Genomic DNA, 22705 nt, shown 5'->3' with positions numbered 1-22705 from the left:
TGTGCAAGACTTTGAGCGTTTCCTTGGCAGAAGAAATTTGTTCGCTCTCAAAAGAAGAAATCATCCAGCGTAATTTTCACTGAAAGAAAGCGCCAAAATCAGAAATTAAGGAGAATCAAGAATGGATAATAGCTTTCCCCTGGAAAATCCTTCTATCTCTCGCCGCCAGTTGCTCAATTTTCTCACTGGTGCTGTCGTCGCCTCTACTGCCTCTGCTGCACTTTATCCAGTAGCCAAATATTTTATCCCGCCAGATGAAAGCAGCGAAGCAGGAACTATCCTTGCCAAAGATATATTAGGCAACCCCATTCCTGCGAGCCAAATTCTAGCAGAACCAGTCGGAACTCGCGCCTTAGTAGCTGGGTTAGCTGGCGAACCCACTTACTTAATCCTGAAACAGGACGGCACTCTCGACAATATGGGAATTGTCGATAATTGCACCCACTTGGGTTGCACTTTTCCGTGGAACGAAATCGACCAACAATTTCAATGTCCCTGTCACGGTTCTCGTTATAGTGCAGATGGTGCAGTAGTGCGTGGACCAGCACCTCTGCCGCTCAAATTAGTTGGCGTTGCAGTGAAAGACAATGCCATCTGGATTTCGCCTTGGACGGAAATTGATCCGCGCACAGGGACAACTCCTTGGTGGGTTTAACAATTGCCGGACAAAGGCGAACACAAGCACGAACAAAAACATCAGGGTTGTCAATCCTAGCAACAATTATGGCTAGAATTAGTGGTGGTTATTACTGGAGAAAGATTGATGAAATTTACCAATTTATCTCAAATTCAAAAACGTTTGTTCGCCTGGGGGATGTCGAAAGCTAATGCGACCGATAAGAATGCGATCGCACTGATAAATTGCGCGAGTTATTCGACAATGGGAGAGCTAAAACAAGCACTTTTGGGTTCTTTGCAAGGAAAAGTATTAGAAATCGGCCCCGGCGCTGGAGCTAATCTGTCCTATTATCCAAAAGATATTGATTGGATAGGCGTTGATCCGAATCCTTTTATGCACCAGTATCTCGAACAAGAGGCCGAGCGCCAGGGAATTAAGAAGATCGGATTGTACAGAGGAAATGCTGAAGAATTACCTGTCAAAGATAATAGCATTGATAGCGCCGTTAGCACCCATGTTCTCTGTTCTGTTAACAATATCGCTCGCAGTTTAGCAGAAATTAAGCGCATTCTCAAACCCGGTGGCAGTTTCATTTTTATGGAACACGTCGCCGCCGATTGTTACACTTGGACGCGCCGAATTCAGGATACGATTGAGCCTGTTTGGAAAGTCGCGTTTGATAACTGCCATCCTAACCGAACAACCTGGATCGCGTTAGAAAATGCTGGATTTGAGTCAGTCAATTATCAGCAATTTCGCATTTCATTTCCCATCGTCAGTCCTCACATTGCAGGAGTAGCCAATAAAGCACTGGCTGTTAGTTAAGCAAAAACTCAAAAATCAGAAAAATTCTGCAAATTTCTAGACAACATTTCCTAGAAAAACAAAATTGAGATCTTGCACCTGTAGCATTAGCCCGCCAGAGAATAAATTCTCACAGCGAGCAGCGAAAGTCCGTTAAAACAAACTGGTTTGATAGCATTGAGTCGGTTTTAACCGACTTGAGCTATTAGCCCTGCAATAAATTGCAGGGCGGGTTGGGAGACTGATGCCAGATCTGAACAAAACAAACTCTATGATGCGGTGGTGGCGGGATTGGATTGGGCTTAGCGATCGCTCTACCTCCCGCCGCCCTTGACTTGCGATCGCTCTCCTAGCTTCCCAGCAAAATTAAGTACAATTACTCATTTACAACTCCATATTAACCTAATTATATTAATATATAGCTTTAAAAATAAATTACAAAAACAGAATTCAAGGGCTGAAATGAAGGGGTTGATTTATGGGTCAACTATTTAACGAACTTAAACAAGACATTTTGTACCAGCACGGCATGAATGCCTGCCTGAACTGCGGTGTATGCACAGCCGTTTGTCCAGCAGCCGAGTTTAATGACTATTCTCCCAGAGAAGTCATGAACATTGTGCAATCGGAAGATGACGAGCAGATTGAAAAGTTGCTCAAGTCAGACAAAATTTGGTTTTGCGGGCAATGTTTTTCCTGTAAAACCCGGTGTCCGAGAGGTAACAATACTGCCTCAGTAGTTCTGGCATTGCGCCGAATGTCAATTCGTTACGGTTACTTTGCCGAGTCAGAAAAAGGCAGACAGCAATTATTCGCCAAGCGAGTATTTGGGGAAAATATACTGAAACGAGGTTATACCTTGTTAGCTGAAAATATTACGCCTGCACACTTTCCCGAACTGGGAGAAAACTGGGAATACTATTACGAGCATAGAGCAGAAATGCGGCAATGGTGGGATGTGCCGATGAATTTGGAAAATAGCCCAGGTTCGCACCGAGTAATTCCGGAAAAAGACATGGAAGAAGTGCGAGCAATTTATAAGAAGACGGGTGCGCTCGATTTAATGGAAGCCGTTGAAAAAGGCATGGAAAAGAAACTCGGTAGCAAGGCGGAAGTGGAAAAATATTGGCAAACCTGGTTAGAAACTGGCGATAGCAGAAACTCCGAAATCAAAGATAACAAATAAGGAAAAAGTCATGAAATTAGAAGGTAAAAACAAAGCTTGGGAAAGACATCAAAAGCACGTACCAACTGTAGACGAAGAAGGCGGGAAATTGTGGGGTTGCTTCCGTAGCTGTTTTTTACAAAGTGCCGCACCCTACACGGAAGGTATTGCTTATAAGATTTTGAAAAACGATTTGGGCATGGAACTGCGGGAAGCGCCTGGACATACTTCCTGTGGGGCAATTGGATATCACGGGGATGTGTCAAACCTGGAAACGCAAATGGTGATGGCGGCGAGAAATTTTTCCGTTGCCCATCATGAATTAGGTGTCGATAATCTCTTCTCATTCTGTGTCACTTCCTTTGCTAATTACACCGAAATGATTAAACTTTGGGAAGAAGAACCAGAGTGGAGAGAATACACAGAAAAGACATTAAAAGAAACTACAGGTCGGGAATTTTGGATTCCTCGCGTTTCTGGTGGTAGACCTTCTGTTGTTCATGCTTCCGATGTGTTTTTTGCTAATCGGTATAAGCTGGCAGCAAAAGCAAAATATAGCTTGAAGGGAATCAAGGCAGTCGATCACATCGGATGCCATTATGCGAAAATTTTCCCTGGCGAGTGCATGGGTGGGGCTGAATTTCCGCAAGTTTTAGTAGGGATTTTGGCTGCTTTCGGTGCGGAAATAGTTGATTATCCTGAAAGAAGGCATTGCTGTGGCATGGGTTTTCGGCAATGTGCGTTTCCAGAAAACAGAGACTACACCGCAAGTAGTGTCTACAAAAAATTAAAGAGTCTGAAAGAAGCGCAACCCGATTGTAACTTAATCCTCACCAATTGTCCGGGATGTACGGTATTTTTGGATGCCGAACAGGGAACGATTAAAGAAGTTTTGGGAGAAGAGTTTAACGTCAGCATCTTGGACTACGCACAATTGACCGGGTTGCTATTAGGATATGACCCCTTCAAAGATTGCGGATTGAATGCAAAAGTCGTTCCCATTGAGCCTTTGCTAGATAAAATCGGCATTCCTTATGACAAATCCAAGACTGCTGAAGAACGCAGAAGACCATTTTAGATCCCCCCTAACCCCCCTTAAAAAGGGGGGAACAAGAGCCTCAAACACCCCCTTCGTTGTGAAGGGGGATTTAGGGGAATCTTAGTCTCGCTTGTGAAGGGGAATTTAGAGCAGTGAAAGTCCCCCTTGACAAGGGGGATTTAGGGGGATCGTCTCGGTTGTGAAGGGGAATTTAGAGCAGTGAAAGTCCCCCTTGACAAGGGGGATTTAGGGGGATCAAAGTCTCGGTTGTGAAGCGGGATTTAGCCAAGTCAAAGTCCCCCTTGTCAAGGGGGATTTAGGGGGATCGTCTCGGTTGTGAAGCGGGATTTAGCCAAGTCAAAGTCCCCCTTGTCAAGGGGGATTTAGGGGGATCGTCTCGGTTGTGAAGGGGGATTTAGGGGGATCAAAGTCCCCCTTGTCAAGGGGGATTTAGGGGGATCTTAAATCACCTGGTAATTGCAAACAAATCAACTTTAAAGGGTAAAAAAATGAACAAAAAGGTAGTGGTAATAGGTGGTGGTCCTGCTGGAATGGCGGCGGCAGGAAAACTGCAAGAATTTGGGCATGATGTGGTTTTGATTGAGAAGAAAGCCGAAGTTGGGGGACATTTAAACAAGTGGTATAAAGTATTTCCTGACTTTACCGATGCTGCGGAAATCATCGCCAATCTAAAGCAAGGTCTGGGTAAAACACGAATTGTAAATAATGCTACAGTGACTCGAATTAAAGGAATGGCACCCAATTTTAAAGTGACGACTTCAACGGGTGAAGAAATTGATGCGGCGGCGATTTTGGTAGCAACTGGCTTTAAGCATTTCGATGCTGCCTTTAAAGAAGAATATGGATACGGAATCTACGATAATTGCATCACTTCAGTAGAATTGGATGCAATGCTGAAGGCGCAAAGCGTTAAAACCAGAAGCGGAAAAGCGCCGAAGAAAGTGGCGATGGTTCACTGCGTCGGTTCTCGCGATGAAAAAGTAAACAATAATTATTGTTCGCGAGTTTGCTGTACCAATGCGATTAAAGTTGGAATCGAGATTAAACAACAAAATCCCGACTGCGAAATTTACTGCCTTTATATGGATATCCGCGTGTTCGGTCGCGGTTATGAGGAACTGTATCGCACATCGCAAGAAAAGTATGGCGTGCAGTTTATTCGCGGTCGGCTTTCTGAGGCTGGCGAGAAAAATGATGGCAGTTTATTGTTGCGGTTAGAAGATACTTTAACTGCAAAACCGATGCGGTTGACTGTCGATCTTTTGGTTTTGATGGTGGGAATGGAAGGGAATGCCGAGTTAGCAGAGGTTGCAGGTTTAAGTGTGGGTTGCGATCGCTTCTACACCACCGCACATCAGCAATATTCTAATAATGCTTCTGCCAGGGAAGGTATTTTCCTGGCGGGGACGGCAACTGGGCCAAAAGCAATTGTAGAATCCATCACTGATGGGCGATCGGCAGCGGCAGAAATTGCAGCTTTTTTAGCTATTAATAAAGCAATTTTTGCCTCCAGCATCAACGAACAGCTTCACTTAACTAAGGTTTAAACCAATGGCAGCTAAAAAGTTTTTATTTGGTCTGAAGGTCGATCGCCAACTTGACGGCGATAAAATGAATCGGGAATTTGTCGATAAAGTGATAGCTGAAGGTGGTGAAGGTGCTGCGATCGCAAGTTGTATGCAGTGCGGTACCTGTAGCGGCGGCTGTACCAATATTGACCTGATGGATATGTCACCCAGAACCCTGGTTTTAATGGTACAGAGAGGGGAATGGGAAAAGGTACTGAAAAGTAACGCCCTGTGGTTATGTACTTCTTGCTACACCTGTACATCCAGATGCCCGCGTGGGGTGCGACCTTCCGATGTCATTGAGGCGGTGAAAGCGATCGCAATCCGACAAGGAATTCAGAACGATTCTACCCGTTTCAATCAAATATTTGTCGAGTTAGTTCAGCAACGAGGCATCCTGTTTGAACCGGAATTAATGCAAAAATATGGCGGGTTAAAAGCGATGATCGAACAAGCAAAATTGGGAATTCAATTAGCCCTCAAAGGCAAAATGTCGCCATTACCAGCCAAAATAAAAAACCCTGAAAGATTTAGCAAAGCATTAGAAAAGGCAGGCAAAAAATGAAATATTCTTACTATCCGGGATGCAGCCTCCATACCACTGCCAAAGAATTCGATATCTCGACCAGAGTCGTGATGGAAGAACTGGGAATTGAGCTAAAAGAACTTGAGGATTGGTCTTGTTGTGGGGGTTCCGTAGCTGCTGGGGTTTCTCATGACGTTGGTATGGCGATGGCTGCCAGAAATGTCGCTTTAGCTCAAAAGGAAAATCTCGACCTTTTAGCTTCTTGTTCCGGTTGTTACAACAAGTCAGCTAGGGCTGCCAAAGCATTAGAAAACACAACAGAAAAAGATAGAATCAACGTCATTCTTTCAGAGATGGGGATATTTGTTTATGACTACAATATTAGAGTCAGAAATGTTGTAGATGTCTTGGCTAATGATGTAGATATTTCAACCCGCATCAAAAAGCCTTTAACAGGTCTGAAAGTTGCTTGTTACTATGGTTGTCTGTTGACTCGACCCGCAGATATAACAGGCTGGGATTCTCCGGTGTTCCCCATGTCAATGGATAAATTAGCTCAAGCTTGTGGCGCGGAAGCCGTCGATTTCCGGTCAAAAACTAAATGTTGCGGTGGCCCTATTTTGGTATCCAAGCAAGAGGTAGCCTTTGATTTAACTAAGAAACTATTAGATGAGGCAAAATCTCAGGGGGCAGATTGCATTGTTTTGGCTTGTCCGTTGTGTGCCACTAACCTAGAACTGAGGCAACCTGAGATCGAGAAGAAGTACAATGTTTCTGACAATCTGCCAATTCTCTATATTACGGAGATCGTCGGACTGGCTTTAGGAATTAAACCGAGAAAACTGGGTTTAGACAAGCACATCGTTTCCACAAAACCCGTTCTAGCTAAACTGAGTGCATCTGCATAATATCACCGAGAAAAACAACTCCAACTTTTGTAGGGTGGGTTAGCGCCAGCGTAACCCACCCAGCCGAGAAATTAAAGTTGAACCCACCCATTCTTATTGTCAATTGACTCTCCGGATATCGAGCAAAACATTTTTCTAAACAATTTAGCTGAACCTTGCTAGAGGATTCTGTGAGATGCAACGAAAGCACAAAATTAATTTTAGGAATTATATTCGATCCGTTGTGGTTTTAGCACTCCTGATCGGTTGGAGTTTAGCAGCATTCACGGGTTTTTTGTTGTGGTTTGCACCCAGTGGGCGAGGGTTAGGTAGAGTCACTCTTTTTCTAGGGTTGACTAGACATGAATGGGGCGATATTCATTTTTTAATCAGTTTGATTGCATTGTGCGTGACGGCAGTTCACCTCATGCTTGACTGGCGAGCTTTATGTAAATCGATCCAGTACCTCATTGATGTTCGTCGCCCTTAACACCAATGGAACTAAAGCGATGTTGAAACCTCCATAAATTACGCAACGACGAGCCTATCACCTTCGTTTCTGCGTGGATCTTTAGTTTCAAAGCGACGATTTTTCAGAGAAACTTTGGTGTTTGCGTAAGTCCTGACCTCTCGATCAATTACTCATTGGTTTAATCGCGATCGCAATAGAGGAACGCTTATGAAATGTCGAATTAGAAAAACCTTTTCCTGGTTATTGTTGCTCGGAGCATTATTGCTGAGTCTCTCTCTGATGGTGGGAATGTTGACTGTAAAGAGTGCAGCAGCAGCCATTCGACAACAGGAGGAAACACCGGGACAGCTGGTTTATCAGTCCCGGCAAACCCTAAAAGATCCCCATGGAAATAGCTGGATTGCGATCGCATTCAAACGCATTCGTCCTGATGGCAGAACGAGTTTTTCCCTGCGATTAGTAGGTTTTCCCGGTATGGTTGAAATCGATCGCGCTCGACCTCTAGTACTCACTAACTCACTGGGTAAGAAGCTGACTGCCGCTGATGTCTCTAGCAATATTTTCACCGATTCAGCCGTTCCCGAACCTCATGTAGGACAGTACGACCTTCAGCCGTTGCTAGCCCAATTGCAGGCAGAAATTCCCTTGAAGTTGACGCTACCAACCATCGGTGGTGAAGCGATTAATCTGTCGGTTCCACCTTCTTTTGTTCAGGAGTGGAAAACCCTGGCATCACTATGACGTTCAATCTTAGACCAATGTGAACAATTCCCTGTAAGGAATTAATATCATATCCGGTGGCATTGGTAGCGTAAGCAAAGGAAGGGTTTAGAGGCCATCACCAAAGTTTCGACCTAGATCTCTTTCCTGGCTCAACGATTTTTCATAGAAACCCGGTTTCTTTTTGCCCAACTCAGCGTACTCAAGCGGATTCAGATAATCTGTGACTCTCACATGCACATCTGAAAGCAAGATTGTTTTGCATAATGTTTATAGCAGTTTCCCTCTCCAGTTGGTTGTCACAACAATCTAATCTTCTAAGAAAACCGCTATCAGAATACTCGCACAGGCGATCTACTATCTCCTTTTGCCTGTTCACTTTTTCATTTCAGTAATTCGCGCATTAATTTTGGTATTTTCCCCAAGCCAAATCCCTGTTTGCTTTCTCCTAAAGCCCGTTTGCTTTCTCAATTCAGTAATTCGCGCATTAATTTTGGTATTTTCCGCAAGCAAAATGGCAATCTGCTTTCTCAGTTTACCCCTTTGCTTTCTGATTTGAGTAATTTCCGCAATCATCACAATTATCGCTATGTAGCAAAAGCCGTGCAAAATTTGCCGATATTGGCTCAGCTTGCTCGATACCAGTTTCAGATCCAAGCGCGATCGCAATGCTAAAAGCGCTGGTGAGTGCTTGTAGAGGCAAAGCGGCTTCTCGTTAGAGTCGCGTAGTTATCCCGGAGAAAATCGCAGTTTGTACGTAGCATTGTTTGAATCATACTGAATCATGCTTCATCATCACTCAAGATGCACCGCTTCGATTGACAATAATATGCTAGTTCTGGCATATTTAAGACATGAGTTCATCGTTGAAACCAGTTGAATGGGTTGGCAGCTCCCTTGAGGATTTGAAAGATTTCCCAGAGGAGGTTCAGCAAGTTGTTGGCTATGCTTTGTACTTAGCTCAATGCGGTGAGAAGCATCCTGCAGCAAAACCACTCAAGGGATTTAAGGGTGCTGGGGTGCTTGAAGTTGTGGAAGACTTCGATTGAGACACTTACCGAGCTGTTTACACTGTGAAACTTGCTGGCGTAATTTATGTCTTACACGCCTTTCAAAAGAAATCAAAGCAAGGAATCGCTACACCAAAGAAGGATATTAAGTTAATTGAAACAAGGCTTAAACGAGCAAAAGAGCATTACGCAGAAAACTATAGCAAGCAGCAAAAGGGAGAGAAAAATGACTCAGGAAATTAGAGTGCAAGCAAGTAGCGGTAATGTGTTTGCCGATTTAGGTTTAGAAAATTCGGATGAATTGCTTGTGAAAGCTGAACTCGCACGTAAGATCGGCAGCATTATTACTAAACAAAACATGACGCAGGCTGAAGCAGCAGAGCTTTTAGGGATTGACCAGCCAAAAGTATCGGCTCTAATCAACGGCAAGTTATCAGGCTTTTCAACTGTACGCTTGTTTCGTTTCTTGAATGCTTTAGGTCGAGATGTGGAAATTGTAGTAAAAACCAAACCTAAATCTCGATCAAAAGCTCGAACACGAGTTGTTGCTACATGATTTTGGATATTTACAGATCCCTGGGTTATCCCCTTATGCTACCTACCACTAGCAATTGGTGTAATTCAACAGAGACTCAAAACAGCTAGTCTAGACTATAAGAGTTAAGATGTACTGAGCAAGGGTGAAGACATATGTATGAGCAGATGACACTTTGGGACTACCAGGCAACTCTAAGTGGTACAGAAGATTCTATTCCAGAGGGAAAAGTAATTATATCAATGGGTGGAGAAGTAATTTTTTATAAAAATTTCTTTAATGTTAATGAGAGTGATAGATTCTTCTCAGAGCTTTACGCCGACACTAAATGGCAGCAAAATACCATTCAAATCTTTGGCAAACCTACCCGCTTGCCAAGACTGACGGCATGGTATGGAGATGAAGGAAAATCTTACAGTTACTCAGGTATAGAACAGAATCCTGCTCCTTGGACTCCTGCCCTATCTTGCATTAAAGAAAGGAGCGAGAAGGTAGCGAAAGTTAGATTTAATAGTGTTCTTTTAAATCTTTACCGTAATGGTAGAGATAGTGTTGCTTGGCATAGTGATGATGAGCCGGAGTTAGGGCAGAACCCTATAATTGGTTCAGTTAGTTTTGGTGGAACCCGTTGCTTCTCCTTTAAACACAAGCAGATTAAAGAACGCAAAGTTGAGATAGATTTACCTCATGGTAGCTTTTTATTGATGCGCGGTGAAACTCAACATCACTGGCTACATCAAATTGCCAAAACCACGAAGAATGTTAGCCCCAGGATAAACCTAACCTTTAGAATTATTAAGTAGGGAAAACCCTCTACTATGATTAAGCTTGCTTGGCTTTATTGTTCGCTTCTAAATAAACTTAAGGAGTTATTCTATCCTTTAAGCTCATTCAATAACTTCGCCGACTATTTAACGTCACTAAAAGAGCATGTAGCATTACAAAGTAGGATTTTTCATTCTGGCAGATGAAGAACCAACGATTAATAAATCTCGGTTTGTCGCTCTCTGCAATGAACTCATCGCTCGTAACTTAGGCGTTCATTGGGGGATTAACACGCGAGTCACTGATGTTCTAAGAGATGAAAAAGAATTGCCGCTTTATCGCAAGGCTGGGTTAGTTCACGTTTCATTAGGAACAGAGGCAGCCGCTCAATTAAACCTCAATTTATTCCGCAAAGAAACCACAATTGCCGATAACAAACGAGCCGTTCAACTCCTGCGGCAAAACGGCATTCTTGCAGAAGTGCAATTTATCATGGGATTGCCCAACGAAACGCCAGAGACGATCGAAGAAAGCTATCGGATGGCGCGGGATTGGCAGGCAGACATGACCAACTGGAATATGTATACACCGTGGCCTTTCTCGGAACTGTTCCAGGATTTAGCGGATAAAGTGGAAATCCGCGATTATTCTCACTACAATTTTGTCACGCCGATCATTAAACCCGACAACATGACGCGGGAAGAAGTCCTCAAAGGCGTACTCCGCAATTATGCCCGTTTCTATTCGTGGAAATTTATTGAGTATTGGTTTGAAAAAGATCAGTTTAAGCGGCGCTATTTACTCGGCTGTCTTTGGGCATTTGTCAAGACTACTCTTAATAAACGCTTCTACAACTTGAAGCGGGTGAAGCAAAAAGGACTCCACACAGAAATTGAGTTTGGTTTTGATGAATCTAAGATTTTGACTTCCGAACAAATGGCGCAACTGAAACAAGAACGCCCAGCAGATGTAGACTTTGCTGGGACTATTTCAGCTTGTGGGGCACCCAAGGATTTGTCGGAAAGCGATCGCTACACCAAACCACAGCAGCAATATGATGATATTCAGGTAGCTGTGATAGAAGATGACGAACAGACGCGCATCAACCTGCGAGTGAATCTGAGGGCGCAAAATGGGATTGAAGTTGCCAGTGAAGCAACGAATGCAGAAACAGGTTTAGTGTTGCTGGAATCCATCGATGTCGATGTTGCCGTTGTGGATGGCACTCTCCCGGATATGGATTTGGTTAAGTTCATTCGCACTGCGCGTAAAGTTCAGACAAATTCTTACGTGATTCCGTCAAAAATTTTGCTTCTGATTACTCCCAACCAACAAGTGGCGTTGTGTGATGCTGTTGCTGCTGGAGTCGATGGATTTTGTTCTAAAGATGCTCCGATTGAGCAATTAGCAGATGCTGTGCGGATCGTTCATCGCAACGGCAGATATCAAGACCCTGCTCTCGCTCCTCTGGTTCAAACAACAGTAACCACAGGATCAGGACTTACGCACGACGATGCCAGAAACCCGGTTTCTTCATCGATCTCTGGTTGCAAAACCAACGATTTTTCGTATCACCTTAGTTTCTTTGCGTAAGTCCTGAGGATAAAGAACTCTTGAGGTAATTAAACAGAACAATTTCGGCAACAGGGATAACTTCTTAGACTTGACCGATTTCTGGCATTGCGCTTAAGTAGCAGTTGTAAGCTTGTTGACCAAAGCAAACGAGGATGACCTGCTCAATCGAGGTGTTGTTTTCTAGAAATGATTTAATTTGTGCGAGCGCAATCCTAGCCGCCCTCTCCATCGGAAACCCATATATTCCCGTACTGATGGCAGGAAACGCAATTGTACCGATAGAATACTCCTCTGCCAATTCCAAACAACGACGATAACAACTCGCTAACAGTTCATCCTCGTTTTGATTTCCCCCTTGCCAAATCGGACCAACGGTATGAATTACCCATTTCGCTGGTAAATTATAACCAAAGGTAATTTTCGCATCCCCTGTTTTACAACCGTTGAGTTTTCGACATTCTGCTAAAAGTTCTGACCCCGCTGCACGATGAATCGCACCATCCACACCCCCACCACCTAAAAGAGAAGTATTAGCCGCATTCACAATTCCATCGACTTTTTGCTGGGTAATATCTCCTTGAATTACTGTTATTCTGTTAATTACCACGGGATTTTTACCAGATAACATGAAATCATGTTACTCAAACAAATTAACCATAGCCCAAAAATTAGTAAAATTTTAACAAGCAGTCTCAAACGGTCAAAATTAATGAAGTTAAATAAAGTTTCAGATGCTCAGACAGATTTAGAAGCCGAACGCTTGATCGAAGAAGCAGCGTCGACAACCCTGACAGAAGAACAGCATCGTAAAAAGATGCAGCGGCGCAAGGAAGTGCAGGAACAACGCCTGCAAGAGCGAACAACTGAAAAAGGCTTAATTATTGTTCACACGGGGAACGGGAAGGGTAAAACCACCGCCGCGTTGGGGATGGTGTTGCGATCGCTCGGTCACGGTTACCGCGTTGCGATCGTCCAATTCATCAAAGGCGCTTGGGAACCGGCAGAAAAAGCGGTTTTCAGCCTTTGGCCCCATCAGCTAGAATTCCATGCTATGGGAGAAGGCTTCACCTGGGAAACCCAAGATCGCTCGCGGGATACCCAAAAGGCACAACAAGCTTGGGATAAAGCTTTAACCTTTATCCGCAACTCGGATTATCAGCTAGTTTTGCTCGATGAAGTCAACGTAGCGCTGAAACTGGGTTATTTAACCATCGAGCAAGTTCTAGCTGGACTGGATGAAAAACCTGCCGATTCTCACGTTATTTTAACCGGCAGGGGCGCACCACCAGCTTTAATCGAACGAGCGGATTTAGTTACGGAAATGACCCTGGTCAAGCATCCGTTTCGCGAACAAGGCGTTAAAGCTCAACCGGGAATCGAGTATTAACTCAAGTTGCTAGTTATACAACCCTCATTTTTTATTAGGTACGTTGTTGCGCTAGAGCGATCTTATAGCAACTTAAATTGACAACGTACCCACAATGCAAGTAACTAGCAACTTGCGTTATTAGAATTATAAAAACCCCAAGCTCCGCGATTTTCGCGTTCTGGGAAACATTTCGATCGCCATTTATCCTCAATCTCTTGATTATGAAACTGGTATCTGTCATTATTCCAGTCTATAGTGTAGAAGCCTATATCGCAGCTACAGTTCAATCCGTTCTTGACCAAACGTATGACTATTTTGAGCTTCTGATCGTTGATGATGGATCTCCTGACAAGAGCAGAGAAATTTGCGAACAATTCACTGACGCCAGGATTAAAATTATCAGCCAGGAAAATCAAGGAGTAGCAGCAGCTAGAAATAGTGGAATTCGACAGGCAAAAGGAGAGTTTTTGGCCTTTCTAGATGGAGACGATCTATGGCTACCGGAAAAGCTACAAAAACATATTGAACATCTAGAAAATTCACCAAATGTGGGAATTAGCTTTAGCCGCTATGGTTTTATTGATGCAGCCGGGAACTTTTTGGGTATCTTTAAAATATCTCAGATTGAGGGAGTTACACCAGCCCTGATTCTCTGTCGCAATCCAGTGGGCAATCCCTCGTGTACTGTAATCAGACGAGAAGTTTTTGAACAAATAAAATTTCCAAAAAATATTGATAGCCAAGCAGAGAAATATTGCTATTTTGACGAAGAATTACACCATTTTGAAGACGTTGAATTATGGCTGAGAATCGCTATTAAAACTGATTGGAAAATTCAAGGCATTTCTGAAGCCCTAACATTGTATCGGGTTAATCCAAAAGGAGCTTCGACAAACTTGAGCAAGCAGCTAGATGGCTTGTCTAAAATGCTTGAGAAAACATCCTCTTATGCGCCTGATTTGATCGAGCCGTATGGCAAGGTCACCAAAGCCTATACATTGCGAAAGTTTGCCCAGCTGTCAGTGCGTTTACGAGATGCTACTACTGCAAAGAAAATGGTTCACAAAGCTCTATCAACCCACTGGCAAATTATTGTTGAAGAGCCACTGCGTACACTTTTGATATTGGCAGCTACCTATTGTCTATATCTTCTACCGCGCTCGCTCTACTATAAAGTTGAAACCTTAGCCTTGAATACTACAGGAGCTATCCAAAGACTTGTGTTGTCACAAGTGAAAAAACGATCTGGCTAATATCATGTCCGGTGCTTCACCCATAGTTAGGAATGACTTGGGAGAACGGTGACACTCCTGACGGGTCGATATTTTTATTAAGGGTAATTAGGCGGACATCATATAACTGAATATAAATGTTAATCAATGGTCTAAAAACGCCTCGTTTAATATTTACAGGAATTACGCAGCTACACTAAATATGGTGGAACGGTGCCCGATTCTGCTCGCTAACACACCCTACATATAGAGAATTTGGGTAAATCCTGATTTAATTAACCCAGGCATTTTCTTTGCTACTTTATCCCACTAATAACTCAAGTTGCTAGTTATAAGCTTTGACGCTAAAGAAACCGGGTTTCTTTAGCGTCAAACCCACGATTTTTCAGAGAAACCGGGTTTCTTTGTCCTTGGATGTAACTAGCAACTTACGTTAATAGACTTAAACAAAGCTGCTAATTTACTAGCCTCAGCGGTTACGTTATGCAATTGAGTCACACGTTCCTTCCCAACTTTGCCCATCAGTTCCAGTCGATCAATTGGGCATTGAATAGCTTTGCGTATCGCCTCCGTCAAGGCTTCAACTGACCCTGCAGGCACCAGCCAGCCGTGGGTTTGGTCTTTTACGAGTTCTGGAATTCCAGCGACGTAAGTGCTAATTACAGGGCGACCAAGGGCTAAGGCTTCCATCACAACCACGGGCAATCCTTCTGCGAAGCTAGGCAGAACTAAAGTTCGAGAGTTGATGATATATTGCTGAACTTCACTACCAGTTGCCCAACCAGTAATCTTCACTCGTTCTTCGAGGTGATATAATTTGATTAAAGCTTCTAGCTTAGGTCTCAGGTGACCATCGCCAACCAAAACGATCTTAAAGTTTAGACCTTCCCTCGCTAGCTGGTTAGCGGCTTTAATTAATAACAGGTGGCCCTTGTCTTCACTCAGGCGAGCCACACAAACCAAATTTGGCAAATCTAATATTTTTACGAGGGGCTTGCTCAAATAGCTGTCATCGAGTCCACAACGAATTACATGAATTTTTTGCCACTGCTCGCAGTCACATAATCGATAAAGCTGACTTTGGCAAAAATAGCTTATAGCAACAACAAAGGCAGCACGCTTGATTTTTTCTCCAACAGCAAAACCCTCAGCTTTATCAAACTCTACAGGGCCATGAACGGTAAAACTGTAAGGAATTCTCCCCAGTACGCTACACAACATTGCGACAGTTGTTGCTTCGGCTCCAAAGTGAGCGTGAATCTGGGTTACTTTTATTTTTGACAACCAACGTACTAAAACGCAAGCCTCAGCCAAATAGGCGAAGTGCCGCCAGATGCCTCTATCGGAGCGCCAACCGACTTTCCAAGTTAGACTTAACGCCTTTAACCAGGGAATGGGCATTGCGATCGCCATCGCAACTAGATTAAAAAATAATCTTAAAATCCCAACTCCCAACACCACTCTAGTTTTTTCTAATTCCAGCTTGTCTGCTGGATCGACTATTTCCAATTCACCCGAACGAATTGAGAAACGAGCCACCGACAAACCTGTATTTTCCAGAGCCACAATTTCCCGGCGGATAAAACTGTGACTGACTTTGGGATACAAATTAACCAGGTACGCAATCGTCATTTAACTTGAGGGATAAGCAATAAAGTAGTAGTCCAGGGCTTGGTTAAAATGTTCGCAGAATTGTTTTCTAGAAAATGAAGATTCTCCTTGCAGCCATCGTTTCATGGTTGAAACTCGAAGTTGACATTCATTTTCTAGAAAATCAAATATTTGTTCGGGATTAATCCCGTAACAAGAAGTCGATTCTTTTCCAGCTTCAAAGACAATTATCGGTCGGTTTCGCTTAATCGTCTCCACACCACCGCACATGGCGAGATACTCTGCACCTTCTATATCAATTTTGATGAATGAAACAGGAACATCCGGTGGAATAATGTTGTCAAGTCGGTTAGTTTGAACAACAATAGTTTGAATTTGCGGCTCGGGTAGATGGTAAATCCGCCGTTGGATGCCACTGTAGCCTGGGTCATTCACCACGTACTGAAATTCAATCTCACCGCAGCGATGGGAGAGGGCTAATTCATAAATATGAGTTTGAGGAAACCTTCTCCGCAAAGATGCGGCGAGATGAGCAATGGGTTCAAAAGCGAAATGTCTTCCCCGAGGAGCGATCGTCATCATCTCTAAAAGAATCTCACCCCGATGAGTGCCAATATCAATACAAACAGAGTCGTCTTTAAGATGGTGCTTTAAGACTTGAATCGTTTGCCGATCGTAAATGGCATTTTGATCGGTAAAAGCAAGACTCCGGTAAACTCTTCGAGCCACAGGTTCCAGGGGAGTATCTCTAATAACTGACTTAAGCAGCTGCATGACCAACGTTAAAAAAACTGCCATTGATAGATCGCCTGGGATTGCTATAGTTAACTCCAGCCAAGCTTCATCCGCTCGCGCACTATCCCAGGCCATGTGTCTGGCTGAATCAACATACTTACGGACAGAAAACACTCCTGGGTACATTGACAGCGACTCTCCTGAATAAATCGGCGCAAACTGCGTGCAGCTTCACTGTTCCATAAAGCCGCAAGATCGTAATTAAAATCGCGAATATTACCCAGAGGTTTGTCTAGCATCTCGCAAACCTTTACAGAGCCATCACTATAAATAACTCCTCCCAGCGAACCAGCAGCACAGCCACCACCAGAGCGCTTACCTTCCACAATGTCAGAGATAACTTGGCGGCGGACAAAGTTCTTGGCACTCAGCCACTTGGCAGTCAGGTGACCGCCGTGTCCTCGATATCGTCCCTCTGCAATCCGCCGCTCGATAATTTGGTGGGCTTTTTTATAGGCTTCAATATCCACATCGATCGCCTTTGGATCTCTAGGCGTACCGCGAGTAATATTGATCATCCACTCGCCTTCTGGGTGTATCTTCTCTACCACAGCCCCAATTTCTTCAACGGTTTCCTGGTTGGCATGAGAAATTGTTGTGATTACACCCACGTCGAAATGTTTATAGTGTTGCTTGAGCTTGTTCAATTCGATAATGGTGTTGCAGGCGCGATCGTAACCATCACTGATGCGGCGAATGTGGTTATGAACTTCGCCCACACCGTCTAAGGAGACATCCACCCGAAAAGGTGTATCTGGGTTTGCTTGAAGTAAACGTTCAGTTGCAGCAACGATTCGATCGGTCTTATAGCCAGAGGTGGGGATTTGATAGCGAGCTAACTTGGTTTTGCGGCGAAACATTGTGGCTAACTCTACGATATCGTCGCGGTGAAAAGCTTCGCCTCCCGTCAGACTGAGAAACTTGATTTGATCGATCGAATCAGCCAGCTTTTCGTATTCATCAAAGGTGAGAGCATTGCTAGTCAGTTCTCGGTCTTTCCATTCCTCGTTGAACCAACAGTGCCGACAGCGCATCCAACACACATCGGTGACAAATAAGATGATGTACTGGGGTGTCTGAAATAGATTTGCCAGTGTATTGGTTAGACCAGTGTACAGTTCAGCTTTTACGGTTTCGGTATTCATTGTTGCTTCTCCAGAAACATGCTTGCGGTCATCGGGTGTACGTCTGGCGATGTACACATGTAGTTGAGCAGTGCTAGGTTCATGTCATATCGACGCACCCGATTGCTGATATAGGCGCGCTGGTGCAACGGCTGTTGACATTGATCGAGCAGGTGGGCAAATTCGTAGCTATGGAATAGATAGACAATCGGTCTGCCAGTGCGGCGTGCTTCAGCCAGGAGGGCGAGAAACAGCGATCGCATAAAACCCAACCCAGCAAGGTAGAGCATCCCAGACAAAAAAGGCACTCCCAGGCTGCTGAGATTGACAACCCAAATTGGCAATTCCCCCCGACGAAAGGGGCTTTCAACAGCAGGGTGATAGGCACCGCGCGGCGCAAATAGCCAAAGCATTTCAGCCCCCCCGCAGGTCAACAAATCCATCCGTTGAGCGCATACGGAAAAGTCGGCTTGATATCCGTGGGCGATCAGAGCAGATTGAGTATGGCGTGAGGTAGTCATTCGAGGGCCGCGAAAACATCGTGGCCTTTGTCCAGTGGCAGTTGCGATTCGATGGGTTGCGATTGCGATCGCGCTATTTGCACCTGCAACGGTCATGTGGCGATAATCATCGGCTCGGCTGTGATCGAGTCCGTGACAACCGATCTCGTGTCCTGCCTGGGCTAGACGTTGAAGCGGTTCGCTAAACTTTTCGGCTGCAACCGCTGTACAAAACCAAGTCACCGGAAAGCCATGCAGGTCTTTCCGCAATCTATCTAAGACCTCGCTTTGTTCGTCTAAGTCGTGGTCGGGCGCAATCTCCACATCAACTGTTACCAACAATGGTACGGCAACCACGCTATACCTCCCTGTGCAACAGATTCTTCGTCAGCCTGTTTGGCTGTGCTAGGATGTGGCTCGCTAACCAAGGTCCGACTACAAATGTCCGACGCCACAAACGCTGTGGTTCCAGAGCCAGACGAAACAGCCATTCCAAGCGCATCTGGCGCATCCACAACGGAGCGCGCGGCTTATTGCCCGATATAAAGTCAAACAGGCCACCCACGTTCCAAATCAGCGCCACCTTTAACCGGCTTCTTTGGCGGAGTGAAAATTCTTCCTGTAACGGGAATCCGCGTCCCACCACTAATACTTTTGCACCACTGGCGTTCACGCTCTGAACAATTCTGTCCTCATCGGTTTGGGTAAAGTACCCGGAACTATATCCAACGATGCGTACTTTAGGCCACAGGCTGCGTGTACGTTGCACTGCACTTGCCACAACAAATTCATCACCACCCAGGAAGTATAGCGGCACAGCTTTGTCTGCTAGATTTGCGATCGCCAAAGGGAAAAGGTCAGTCCCATTTAAGTCCGGCAGCCAGCCTAGACCCAGCAAACGCGCCGCGAGCTTCATTCCAATGCCATCAAATAACAGGTGCGCGTTATCTTTCAAATGACGACCAAGTGTTGGTTCATTGCATAACAGGTAGTAATTGTTTGCGTTTAAATGAGTTACCACTACGGGTGGTTTTGCTTCTAAACTTATTAGTGACGTTAACCAATCAGCCACCTCATTCACATCACCTGCAATTAGGGGTAAGTCTTGAAAATCAATCGTTTGCATCTCTGGTCAATCCTCATTGCCAAATTATGTACTCACTTGCCAATTACTTCTATATTCCTCTTGACACAAACTATTTATGTGCTTGTCTGAGTTTGCGATCTACCGCAGGCACACCAATGGTGCTACTGTCCACAAGTACTTCCACTTGTTTGCCTATTAACACCTTGCTTAAAATCAGAAGTTTATAGCTTAATTTAAAACTATATATTCTCAAATTTATATCGATCATAAGTTATAACTATATTTTTTAGATCTTAACTTAAATTAATTTTTATAGAAAATTTTTATCCAAAAATACACAAAATATTATAAACTATTTATCAGATGCTTTTCTCGGCTATACTTCACCCAAATGCAACCCGTTGTACAACCAAACAAGAGTGGTAAGAGCAAATGTACATGCAGAGTCAAACTTATATCAGAGGAGATTCCCAGCCACAGCCCGCCAAGGTGACAATTTACGATGTTCCAATACTCGGATTAAGTGAAATACAGTTTGTAAAACTGATGATGGATGAACTTGAGTCAGGTCGTGGGGGCTGGTGTGTCACTGTGAACCTTGACATGTTACACCAGATTACAGATGACATAGAGGTGCGATCGGTGGTGGAAAAAAGTAGTTTTTGCACTGCGGACGGTATCTCTCTGGTGTGGGCGAGTAGAATCCTTGGTACTCCACTACCTGAGCGCGTCTGCGGGTGCGACTTGATTTATAGTCTTACTGATGAAGCTGCTCGTCGCGGTCGCTCCATTTTCTTGCTGGGTGGAAATCCTGGTACTGCCGAAAAAGCGGCTCTTGTGCTGAAGCAACGTTATCAGGGTCTGGTTGTCGCGGGGACATACTGTCCACCATTTGGTTTTGAACAAGATGCCAAGCAGATCGAGGAAATTGCCTCTATCGTTCGCTCTGCTCAACCTGACATCGTATATGTGGGTCTAAGCTTCCCAAAACAAGAAAAGCTGATCGCAAAGATTCGCCACGTCTGTCCCAATGCGTGGTGGATGGGTGTCGGTATTAGCTTCAGTTACGTTTGCGGCGAGTTCAAGCGAGCCCCGCTATGGGTGCAGAAACTCGGATTAGAGACATTTTATCGGGTCACTTTGGAGCCACGTCGGCTGGCGAAACGTTATCTGGTCAGGAATCCACCGTTCATAATTCGGTTGTTAATCTCCTCCTCTTGCGAGCGCTTTCGCAGGTTGTGGCGCAAAAACTCCGCAGGATAGTCAAATTTCTACCCCAATCATCTTGGGATGATGATCGACAGAATTACAGATGCTGCAACCAGCACCAGATAGAATAAAAACAAGGTTTCCTGAAGAAAAAGAGATGTGAAGAGGGCGCTGACTTTCGTGGCAAAGGGCGTATTGGCATGGCTCGACATCAGGAGATGTTCGCGTAGGTCAATGTTCTCCATTTTGTCCGACACAAGCGCCTCTTCGATTCTTTTAGCCTCTTGCTCGTTCAAGTTGATGAAAGTATTTTGAAAACCATCCAGAATCCAGAACAAGAGGATTGGCAGGTGGATGATAATCGTGAAGCGCAAAGGACTTAGATCAACTTTGTCTGAGGTGACCAATGCAACGGTGGCAATCCAAACAGTAGCGCACCAACTTCGGGTGGTGACAGATTGCTTCTTGTCGCTCAGTATCCAGCTATAGTAATGGTCGAGCTGTTTTTCGAGCAGATCGCGTTTCTCCATATGAAAGATTTTTTACTTTCTATTTGCCATCTAAAATCTGAAATCTGCAATTCTTCTATCTACTCCAAACTTGCTCCTGGTAGTTAGCCTTGCACATCCCTAAAATCCGCTGGTCGTTCTCGCTGACTGTGGCTATCCGTTGATAGTCTTGCAAGTTAACTGTCAGCGGGAAGTTTATCGGGTCATCGCCATTGCCAATGCGGGGAAAATCCCCAAGGGCGGCAAATTCATTGGATCGGTTTTCGGGGGGACTAGAGTCAGCAGTTTCTGCGAAGGGATTATTTACCATCAGATCTAACTTCTTCGACGCCAGCCTGCCGTGAAAACAATTAAACTCTGATTGCGGCATATAAACTGCGCCGATTACCCGACCCCGACGCACCTCAAACACCATATATTCTTTGCCAATTTCCTCTGACTGAGAAGATTGACCGTACAGGTAAACGCCATCAGGGGTTTGATTGTTTGGGGTAGCTTGAACAACTTGAGCTTGATGGTTATTGGTCAGTGCGGGGGTAGCGTTGCCCGCCCCCACGCCGACGAGCAACATTAGACCTGCGAGCGGGAGTTTCAAGCAGCTAGATGGCATGGGCCGATCTAAAAAAGAGTTAACAACAGACTTAAACATTGTTTTCCCCCCGCTGTTTCTAAATGCACTCTGAAATAGGTCTTATTTACAAATTAACTCACTATTTACGCAGTACGATTCGCGCTACAGGATGAATCGATGGCATGAGATTAACTTTTGTTTCGGCCGCGATCGCCCTTGGCTGCTTAAATAAATCGCCCCCTCGATGCGAGGAGGCGATATCTTCACCAGCAGACGTCATATGTTTATGACGATCGCGGTTGTACCTCTCGACTCTGATTGAATACAGTCGCGTCACTAAATATTTCCGAGTGCGGTGAAATTTTGTTACAATTCTTTACAATACGAGCGGCGATTGGTCATGGGCGATCGATATGGAAAAGGCAGAGGATTTGCTTTCCCTCTCCCTTTTGCACCTGGTTTAAGACTTTGCGGCTGACGGTCAAGCTTCTTAACCTGCCAGGTATTCCCGCAGGTTGGCACTGTGACGCCGCAGGTGGTCGAGGGCTGGGCGTTCTAGTTGGCGCACTCGTTCGCGGCTATGGCTTTTACCTCAAAGACAAATAAACCTAGGGACCACCAGCTTATTTTTCTTAATTTTACTATATTTCTACATAGCTATAGTACAAAAAGTTCAACTCTACCTCGCATCACGCCGCCATTCATCCCACGCTGCCATCCCCCCAACCCCCCTGGGGGTTGGGGGGATGGGGCTTCTGGCGAGCTAGCTAAAACAAAAAACTATTTTCCAGTTCACTGGAGTTGTTTAACTAAATAGCTATACTAATTTATAACGAACTATAAATATAATCTCCAGATGGAAACTCTCTCCCTCGGTTGTGCAAGACTTTGAGCGTTTCCTTGGCAGAAGAAATTTGTTCGCTCTCAAAAGAAGAAATCATCCAGCGTAATTTTCACTGAAAGAAAGCGCCAAAATCAGAAATTAAGGAGAA

Annotated in this window: 26 protein-coding genes and 1 pseudogene; 18 read left to right on the top strand and 9 right to left on the bottom strand. The window is 44.5% G+C overall.

All coding sequences use genetic code 11. The annotated features are described in order from the left end of the window. Positions 1 to 121 precede the first annotated feature (121 nt). The 14 genes and pseudogenes from petC to ACE1CM_RS01780 all read left to right on the top strand — a co-directional run bounded on the left by petC (position 122) and on the right by ACE1CM_RS01780 (position 11724). Positions 122 to 655 carry a cytochrome b6-f complex iron-sulfur subunit gene (gene petC / locus ACE1CM_RS01845; RefSeq protein WP_374875700.1) on the top strand — a complete coding sequence of 178 codons (534 nt, stop codon included), beginning with the start codon at positions 122 to 124 and terminating at the stop codon, positions 653 to 655. A gap of 108 nt (positions 656 to 763) precedes the next feature. Next, positions 764 to 1444, top strand: a complete 681-nt coding sequence (locus tag ACE1CM_RS01840; protein ID WP_374875699.1) for a class I SAM-dependent methyltransferase — start codon at positions 764 to 766, stop codon at positions 1442 to 1444. A gap of 457 nt (positions 1445 to 1901) precedes the next feature. Continuing rightward, a complete protein-coding gene (locus tag ACE1CM_RS01835) occupies positions 1902 to 2609 on the top strand; it encodes a 4Fe-4S dicluster domain-containing protein (RefSeq protein ID WP_374875698.1) in 708 nt (235 codons plus the stop codon). 10 nt (positions 2610 to 2619) lie between these two features. Further along, positions 2620 to 3666 carry a heterodisulfide reductase-related iron-sulfur binding cluster gene (locus ACE1CM_RS01830; RefSeq protein ID WP_374875697.1) on the top strand — a complete coding sequence of 349 codons (1047 nt, stop codon included), beginning with the start codon at positions 2620 to 2622 and terminating at the stop codon, positions 3664 to 3666. A 470-nt stretch (positions 3667 to 4136) separates the two neighbouring features. Then, on the top strand, positions 4137 to 5195 hold the full coding sequence (locus ACE1CM_RS01825) for an FAD-dependent oxidoreductase (RefSeq protein ID WP_374875696.1): 1059 nt from the start codon (positions 4137 to 4139) through the stop codon (positions 5193 to 5195). Between the two features lie 4 nt (positions 5196 to 5199). Further along, the gene (locus ACE1CM_RS01820; protein WP_374875695.1) at positions 5200 to 5781 is read left to right on the top strand and encodes a 4Fe-4S dicluster domain-containing protein; all 582 of its coding nucleotides are present in this window, start codon (positions 5200 to 5202) and stop codon (positions 5779 to 5781) included. After that, the gene (locus ACE1CM_RS01815; RefSeq protein ID WP_374875694.1) at positions 5778 to 6650 is read left to right on the top strand and encodes a CoB--CoM heterodisulfide reductase iron-sulfur subunit B family protein; all 873 of its coding nucleotides are present in this window, start codon (positions 5778 to 5780) and stop codon (positions 6648 to 6650) included. The genes ACE1CM_RS01820 and ACE1CM_RS01815 overlap by 4 nt, the downstream gene beginning before the upstream one ends. A gap of 175 nt (positions 6651 to 6825) precedes the next feature. After that, positions 6826 to 7119, top strand: coding sequence for a DUF4405 domain-containing protein (locus ACE1CM_RS01810; RefSeq protein WP_374875693.1), 294 nt, complete (start codon positions 6826 to 6828; stop codon positions 7117 to 7119). A 189-nt stretch (positions 7120 to 7308) separates the two neighbouring features. Next, positions 7309 to 7842 carry a DUF3122 domain-containing protein gene (locus ACE1CM_RS01805; protein WP_374875692.1) on the top strand — a complete coding sequence of 178 codons (534 nt, stop codon included), beginning with the start codon at positions 7309 to 7311 and terminating at the stop codon, positions 7840 to 7842. A gap of 417 nt (positions 7843 to 8259) precedes the next feature. After that, positions 8260 to 8496 (top strand): hypothetical protein, encoded by a 237-nt coding sequence (locus tag ACE1CM_RS01800; protein WP_374875691.1) that lies wholly within the window; start codon positions 8260 to 8262, stop codon positions 8494 to 8496. A 179-nt stretch (positions 8497 to 8675) separates the two neighbouring features. Beyond that, positions 8676 to 9074: pseudogene (locus ACE1CM_RS01795) on the top strand (type II toxin-antitoxin system RelE/ParE family toxin). After that, positions 9058 to 9387: a helix-turn-helix domain-containing protein gene (locus ACE1CM_RS01790; RefSeq protein ID WP_374875690.1), complete on the top strand. Its 330-nt coding sequence runs from the start codon at positions 9058 to 9060 to the stop codon at positions 9385 to 9387. The pseudogene ACE1CM_RS01795 and the gene ACE1CM_RS01790 overlap by 17 nt, the downstream one beginning before the upstream one ends. A 134-nt stretch (positions 9388 to 9521) precedes the next feature. Continuing rightward, positions 9522 to 10169 (top strand): alpha-ketoglutarate-dependent dioxygenase AlkB, encoded by a 648-nt coding sequence (locus tag ACE1CM_RS01785; protein WP_374875689.1) that lies wholly within the window; start codon positions 9522 to 9524, stop codon positions 10167 to 10169. Positions 10170 to 10323: 154 nt separating this feature from the next. Beyond that, on the top strand, positions 10324 to 11724 hold the full coding sequence (locus tag ACE1CM_RS01780) for a radical SAM protein (protein ID WP_374875702.1): 1401 nt from the start codon (positions 10324 to 10326) through the stop codon (positions 11722 to 11724). A gap of 64 nt (positions 11725 to 11788) precedes the next feature. Here the strand turns inward: ACE1CM_RS01780 and ACE1CM_RS01775 are convergent, their stop codons facing one another. After that, complete coding sequence (locus ACE1CM_RS01775) at positions 11789 to 12334, bottom strand: O-acetyl-ADP-ribose deacetylase (protein ID WP_374875688.1); 546 nt, start codon at positions 12332 to 12334, stop codon at positions 11789 to 11791. An 81-nt stretch (positions 12335 to 12415) separates the two neighbouring features. Between ACE1CM_RS01775 and cobO the strand changes: the two genes are divergently transcribed. After that, the gene (cobO, locus tag ACE1CM_RS01770) at positions 12416 to 13093 is read left to right on the top strand and encodes a cob(I)yrinic acid a,c-diamide adenosyltransferase (protein ID WP_374875701.1); all 678 of its coding nucleotides are present in this window, start codon (positions 12416 to 12418) and stop codon (positions 13091 to 13093) included. A 203-nt stretch (positions 13094 to 13296) separates the two neighbouring features. Further along, positions 13297 to 14328, top strand: a complete 1032-nt coding sequence (locus tag ACE1CM_RS01765) for a glycosyltransferase family 2 protein (protein ID WP_374875687.1) — start codon at positions 13297 to 13299, stop codon at positions 14326 to 14328. 399 nt (positions 14329 to 14727) lie between these two features. Here the strand turns inward: ACE1CM_RS01765 and ACE1CM_RS01760 are convergent, their stop codons facing one another. Genes ACE1CM_RS01760 through ACE1CM_RS01740 form a run of 5 tightly spaced genes read right to left on the bottom strand, consistent with a single transcriptional unit; the run spans position 14728 to position 19463 of the window. Next, a complete protein-coding gene (locus ACE1CM_RS01760; RefSeq protein WP_374875686.1) occupies positions 14728 to 15939 on the bottom strand; it encodes a glycosyltransferase family 4 protein in 1212 nt (403 codons plus the stop codon). Next, positions 15940 to 16716: an FkbM family methyltransferase gene (locus ACE1CM_RS01755; protein WP_374875685.1), complete on the bottom strand. Its 777-nt coding sequence runs from the start codon at positions 16714 to 16716 to the stop codon at positions 15940 to 15942. 26 nt (positions 16717 to 16742) lie between these two features. Beyond that, positions 16743 to 17858, bottom strand: coding sequence for a radical SAM protein (locus ACE1CM_RS01750; RefSeq protein WP_374875684.1), 1116 nt, complete (start codon positions 17856 to 17858; stop codon positions 16743 to 16745). Next, the gene (locus ACE1CM_RS01745) at positions 17855 to 18694 is read right to left on the bottom strand and encodes a polysaccharide deacetylase family protein (RefSeq protein WP_374875683.1); all 840 of its coding nucleotides are present in this window, start codon (positions 18692 to 18694) and stop codon (positions 17855 to 17857) included. The genes ACE1CM_RS01750 and ACE1CM_RS01745 overlap by 4 nt, the downstream gene beginning before the upstream one ends. A 1-nt stretch (position 18695) precedes the next feature. Then, positions 18696 to 19463 (bottom strand): WecB/TagA/CpsF family glycosyltransferase, encoded by a 768-nt coding sequence (locus ACE1CM_RS01740; protein WP_374875682.1) that lies wholly within the window; start codon positions 19461 to 19463, stop codon positions 18696 to 18698. Positions 19464 to 19913: 450 nt separating this feature from the next. On the opposite strand from ACE1CM_RS01740, the gene ACE1CM_RS01735 reads away from it, so the two are divergent. Beyond that, positions 19914 to 20687, top strand: coding sequence for a WecB/TagA/CpsF family glycosyltransferase (locus ACE1CM_RS01735; protein ID WP_374875681.1), 774 nt, complete (start codon positions 19914 to 19916; stop codon positions 20685 to 20687). A gap of 17 nt (positions 20688 to 20704) precedes the next feature. On the opposite strand, the gene ACE1CM_RS01730 is transcribed toward ACE1CM_RS01735, so the two are convergent. The 3 genes from ACE1CM_RS01730 to ACE1CM_RS01720 all read right to left on the bottom strand — a co-directional run bounded on the left by ACE1CM_RS01730 (position 20705) and on the right by ACE1CM_RS01720 (position 21993). Further along, positions 20705 to 21163 (bottom strand): hypothetical protein, encoded by a 459-nt coding sequence (locus ACE1CM_RS01730; protein ID WP_374875680.1) that lies wholly within the window; start codon positions 21161 to 21163, stop codon positions 20705 to 20707. A 55-nt stretch (positions 21164 to 21218) separates the two neighbouring features. After that, on the bottom strand, positions 21219 to 21713 hold the full coding sequence (locus tag ACE1CM_RS01725) for a hypothetical protein (protein WP_374875679.1): 495 nt from the start codon (positions 21711 to 21713) through the stop codon (positions 21219 to 21221). Positions 21714 to 21852: 139 nt separating this feature from the next. Further along, positions 21853 to 21993: a hypothetical protein gene (locus tag ACE1CM_RS01720; RefSeq protein ID WP_374875678.1), complete on the bottom strand. Its 141-nt coding sequence runs from the start codon at positions 21991 to 21993 to the stop codon at positions 21853 to 21855. A gap of 83 nt (positions 21994 to 22076) precedes the next feature. Here ACE1CM_RS01720 and ACE1CM_RS01715 point away from each other — a divergent pair, with 83 nt between their 5' ends. Continuing rightward, positions 22077 to 22319, top strand: a complete 243-nt coding sequence (locus tag ACE1CM_RS01715) for a hypothetical protein (protein ID WP_374875677.1) — start codon at positions 22077 to 22079, stop codon at positions 22317 to 22319. The last annotated feature ends 386 nt before the right edge of the window (positions 22320 to 22705 follow it).

The sequence above is a fragment of the Microseira sp. BLCC-F43 genome, from assembly GCF_041929235.1.
Lineage (GTDB): Bacteria > Cyanobacteriota > Cyanobacteriia > Cyanobacteriales > Aerosakkonemataceae > Microseira.
Note: the sequence above shows the minus strand (reverse complement) of the source record. Positions and strands in the feature narration are given on the sequence as shown.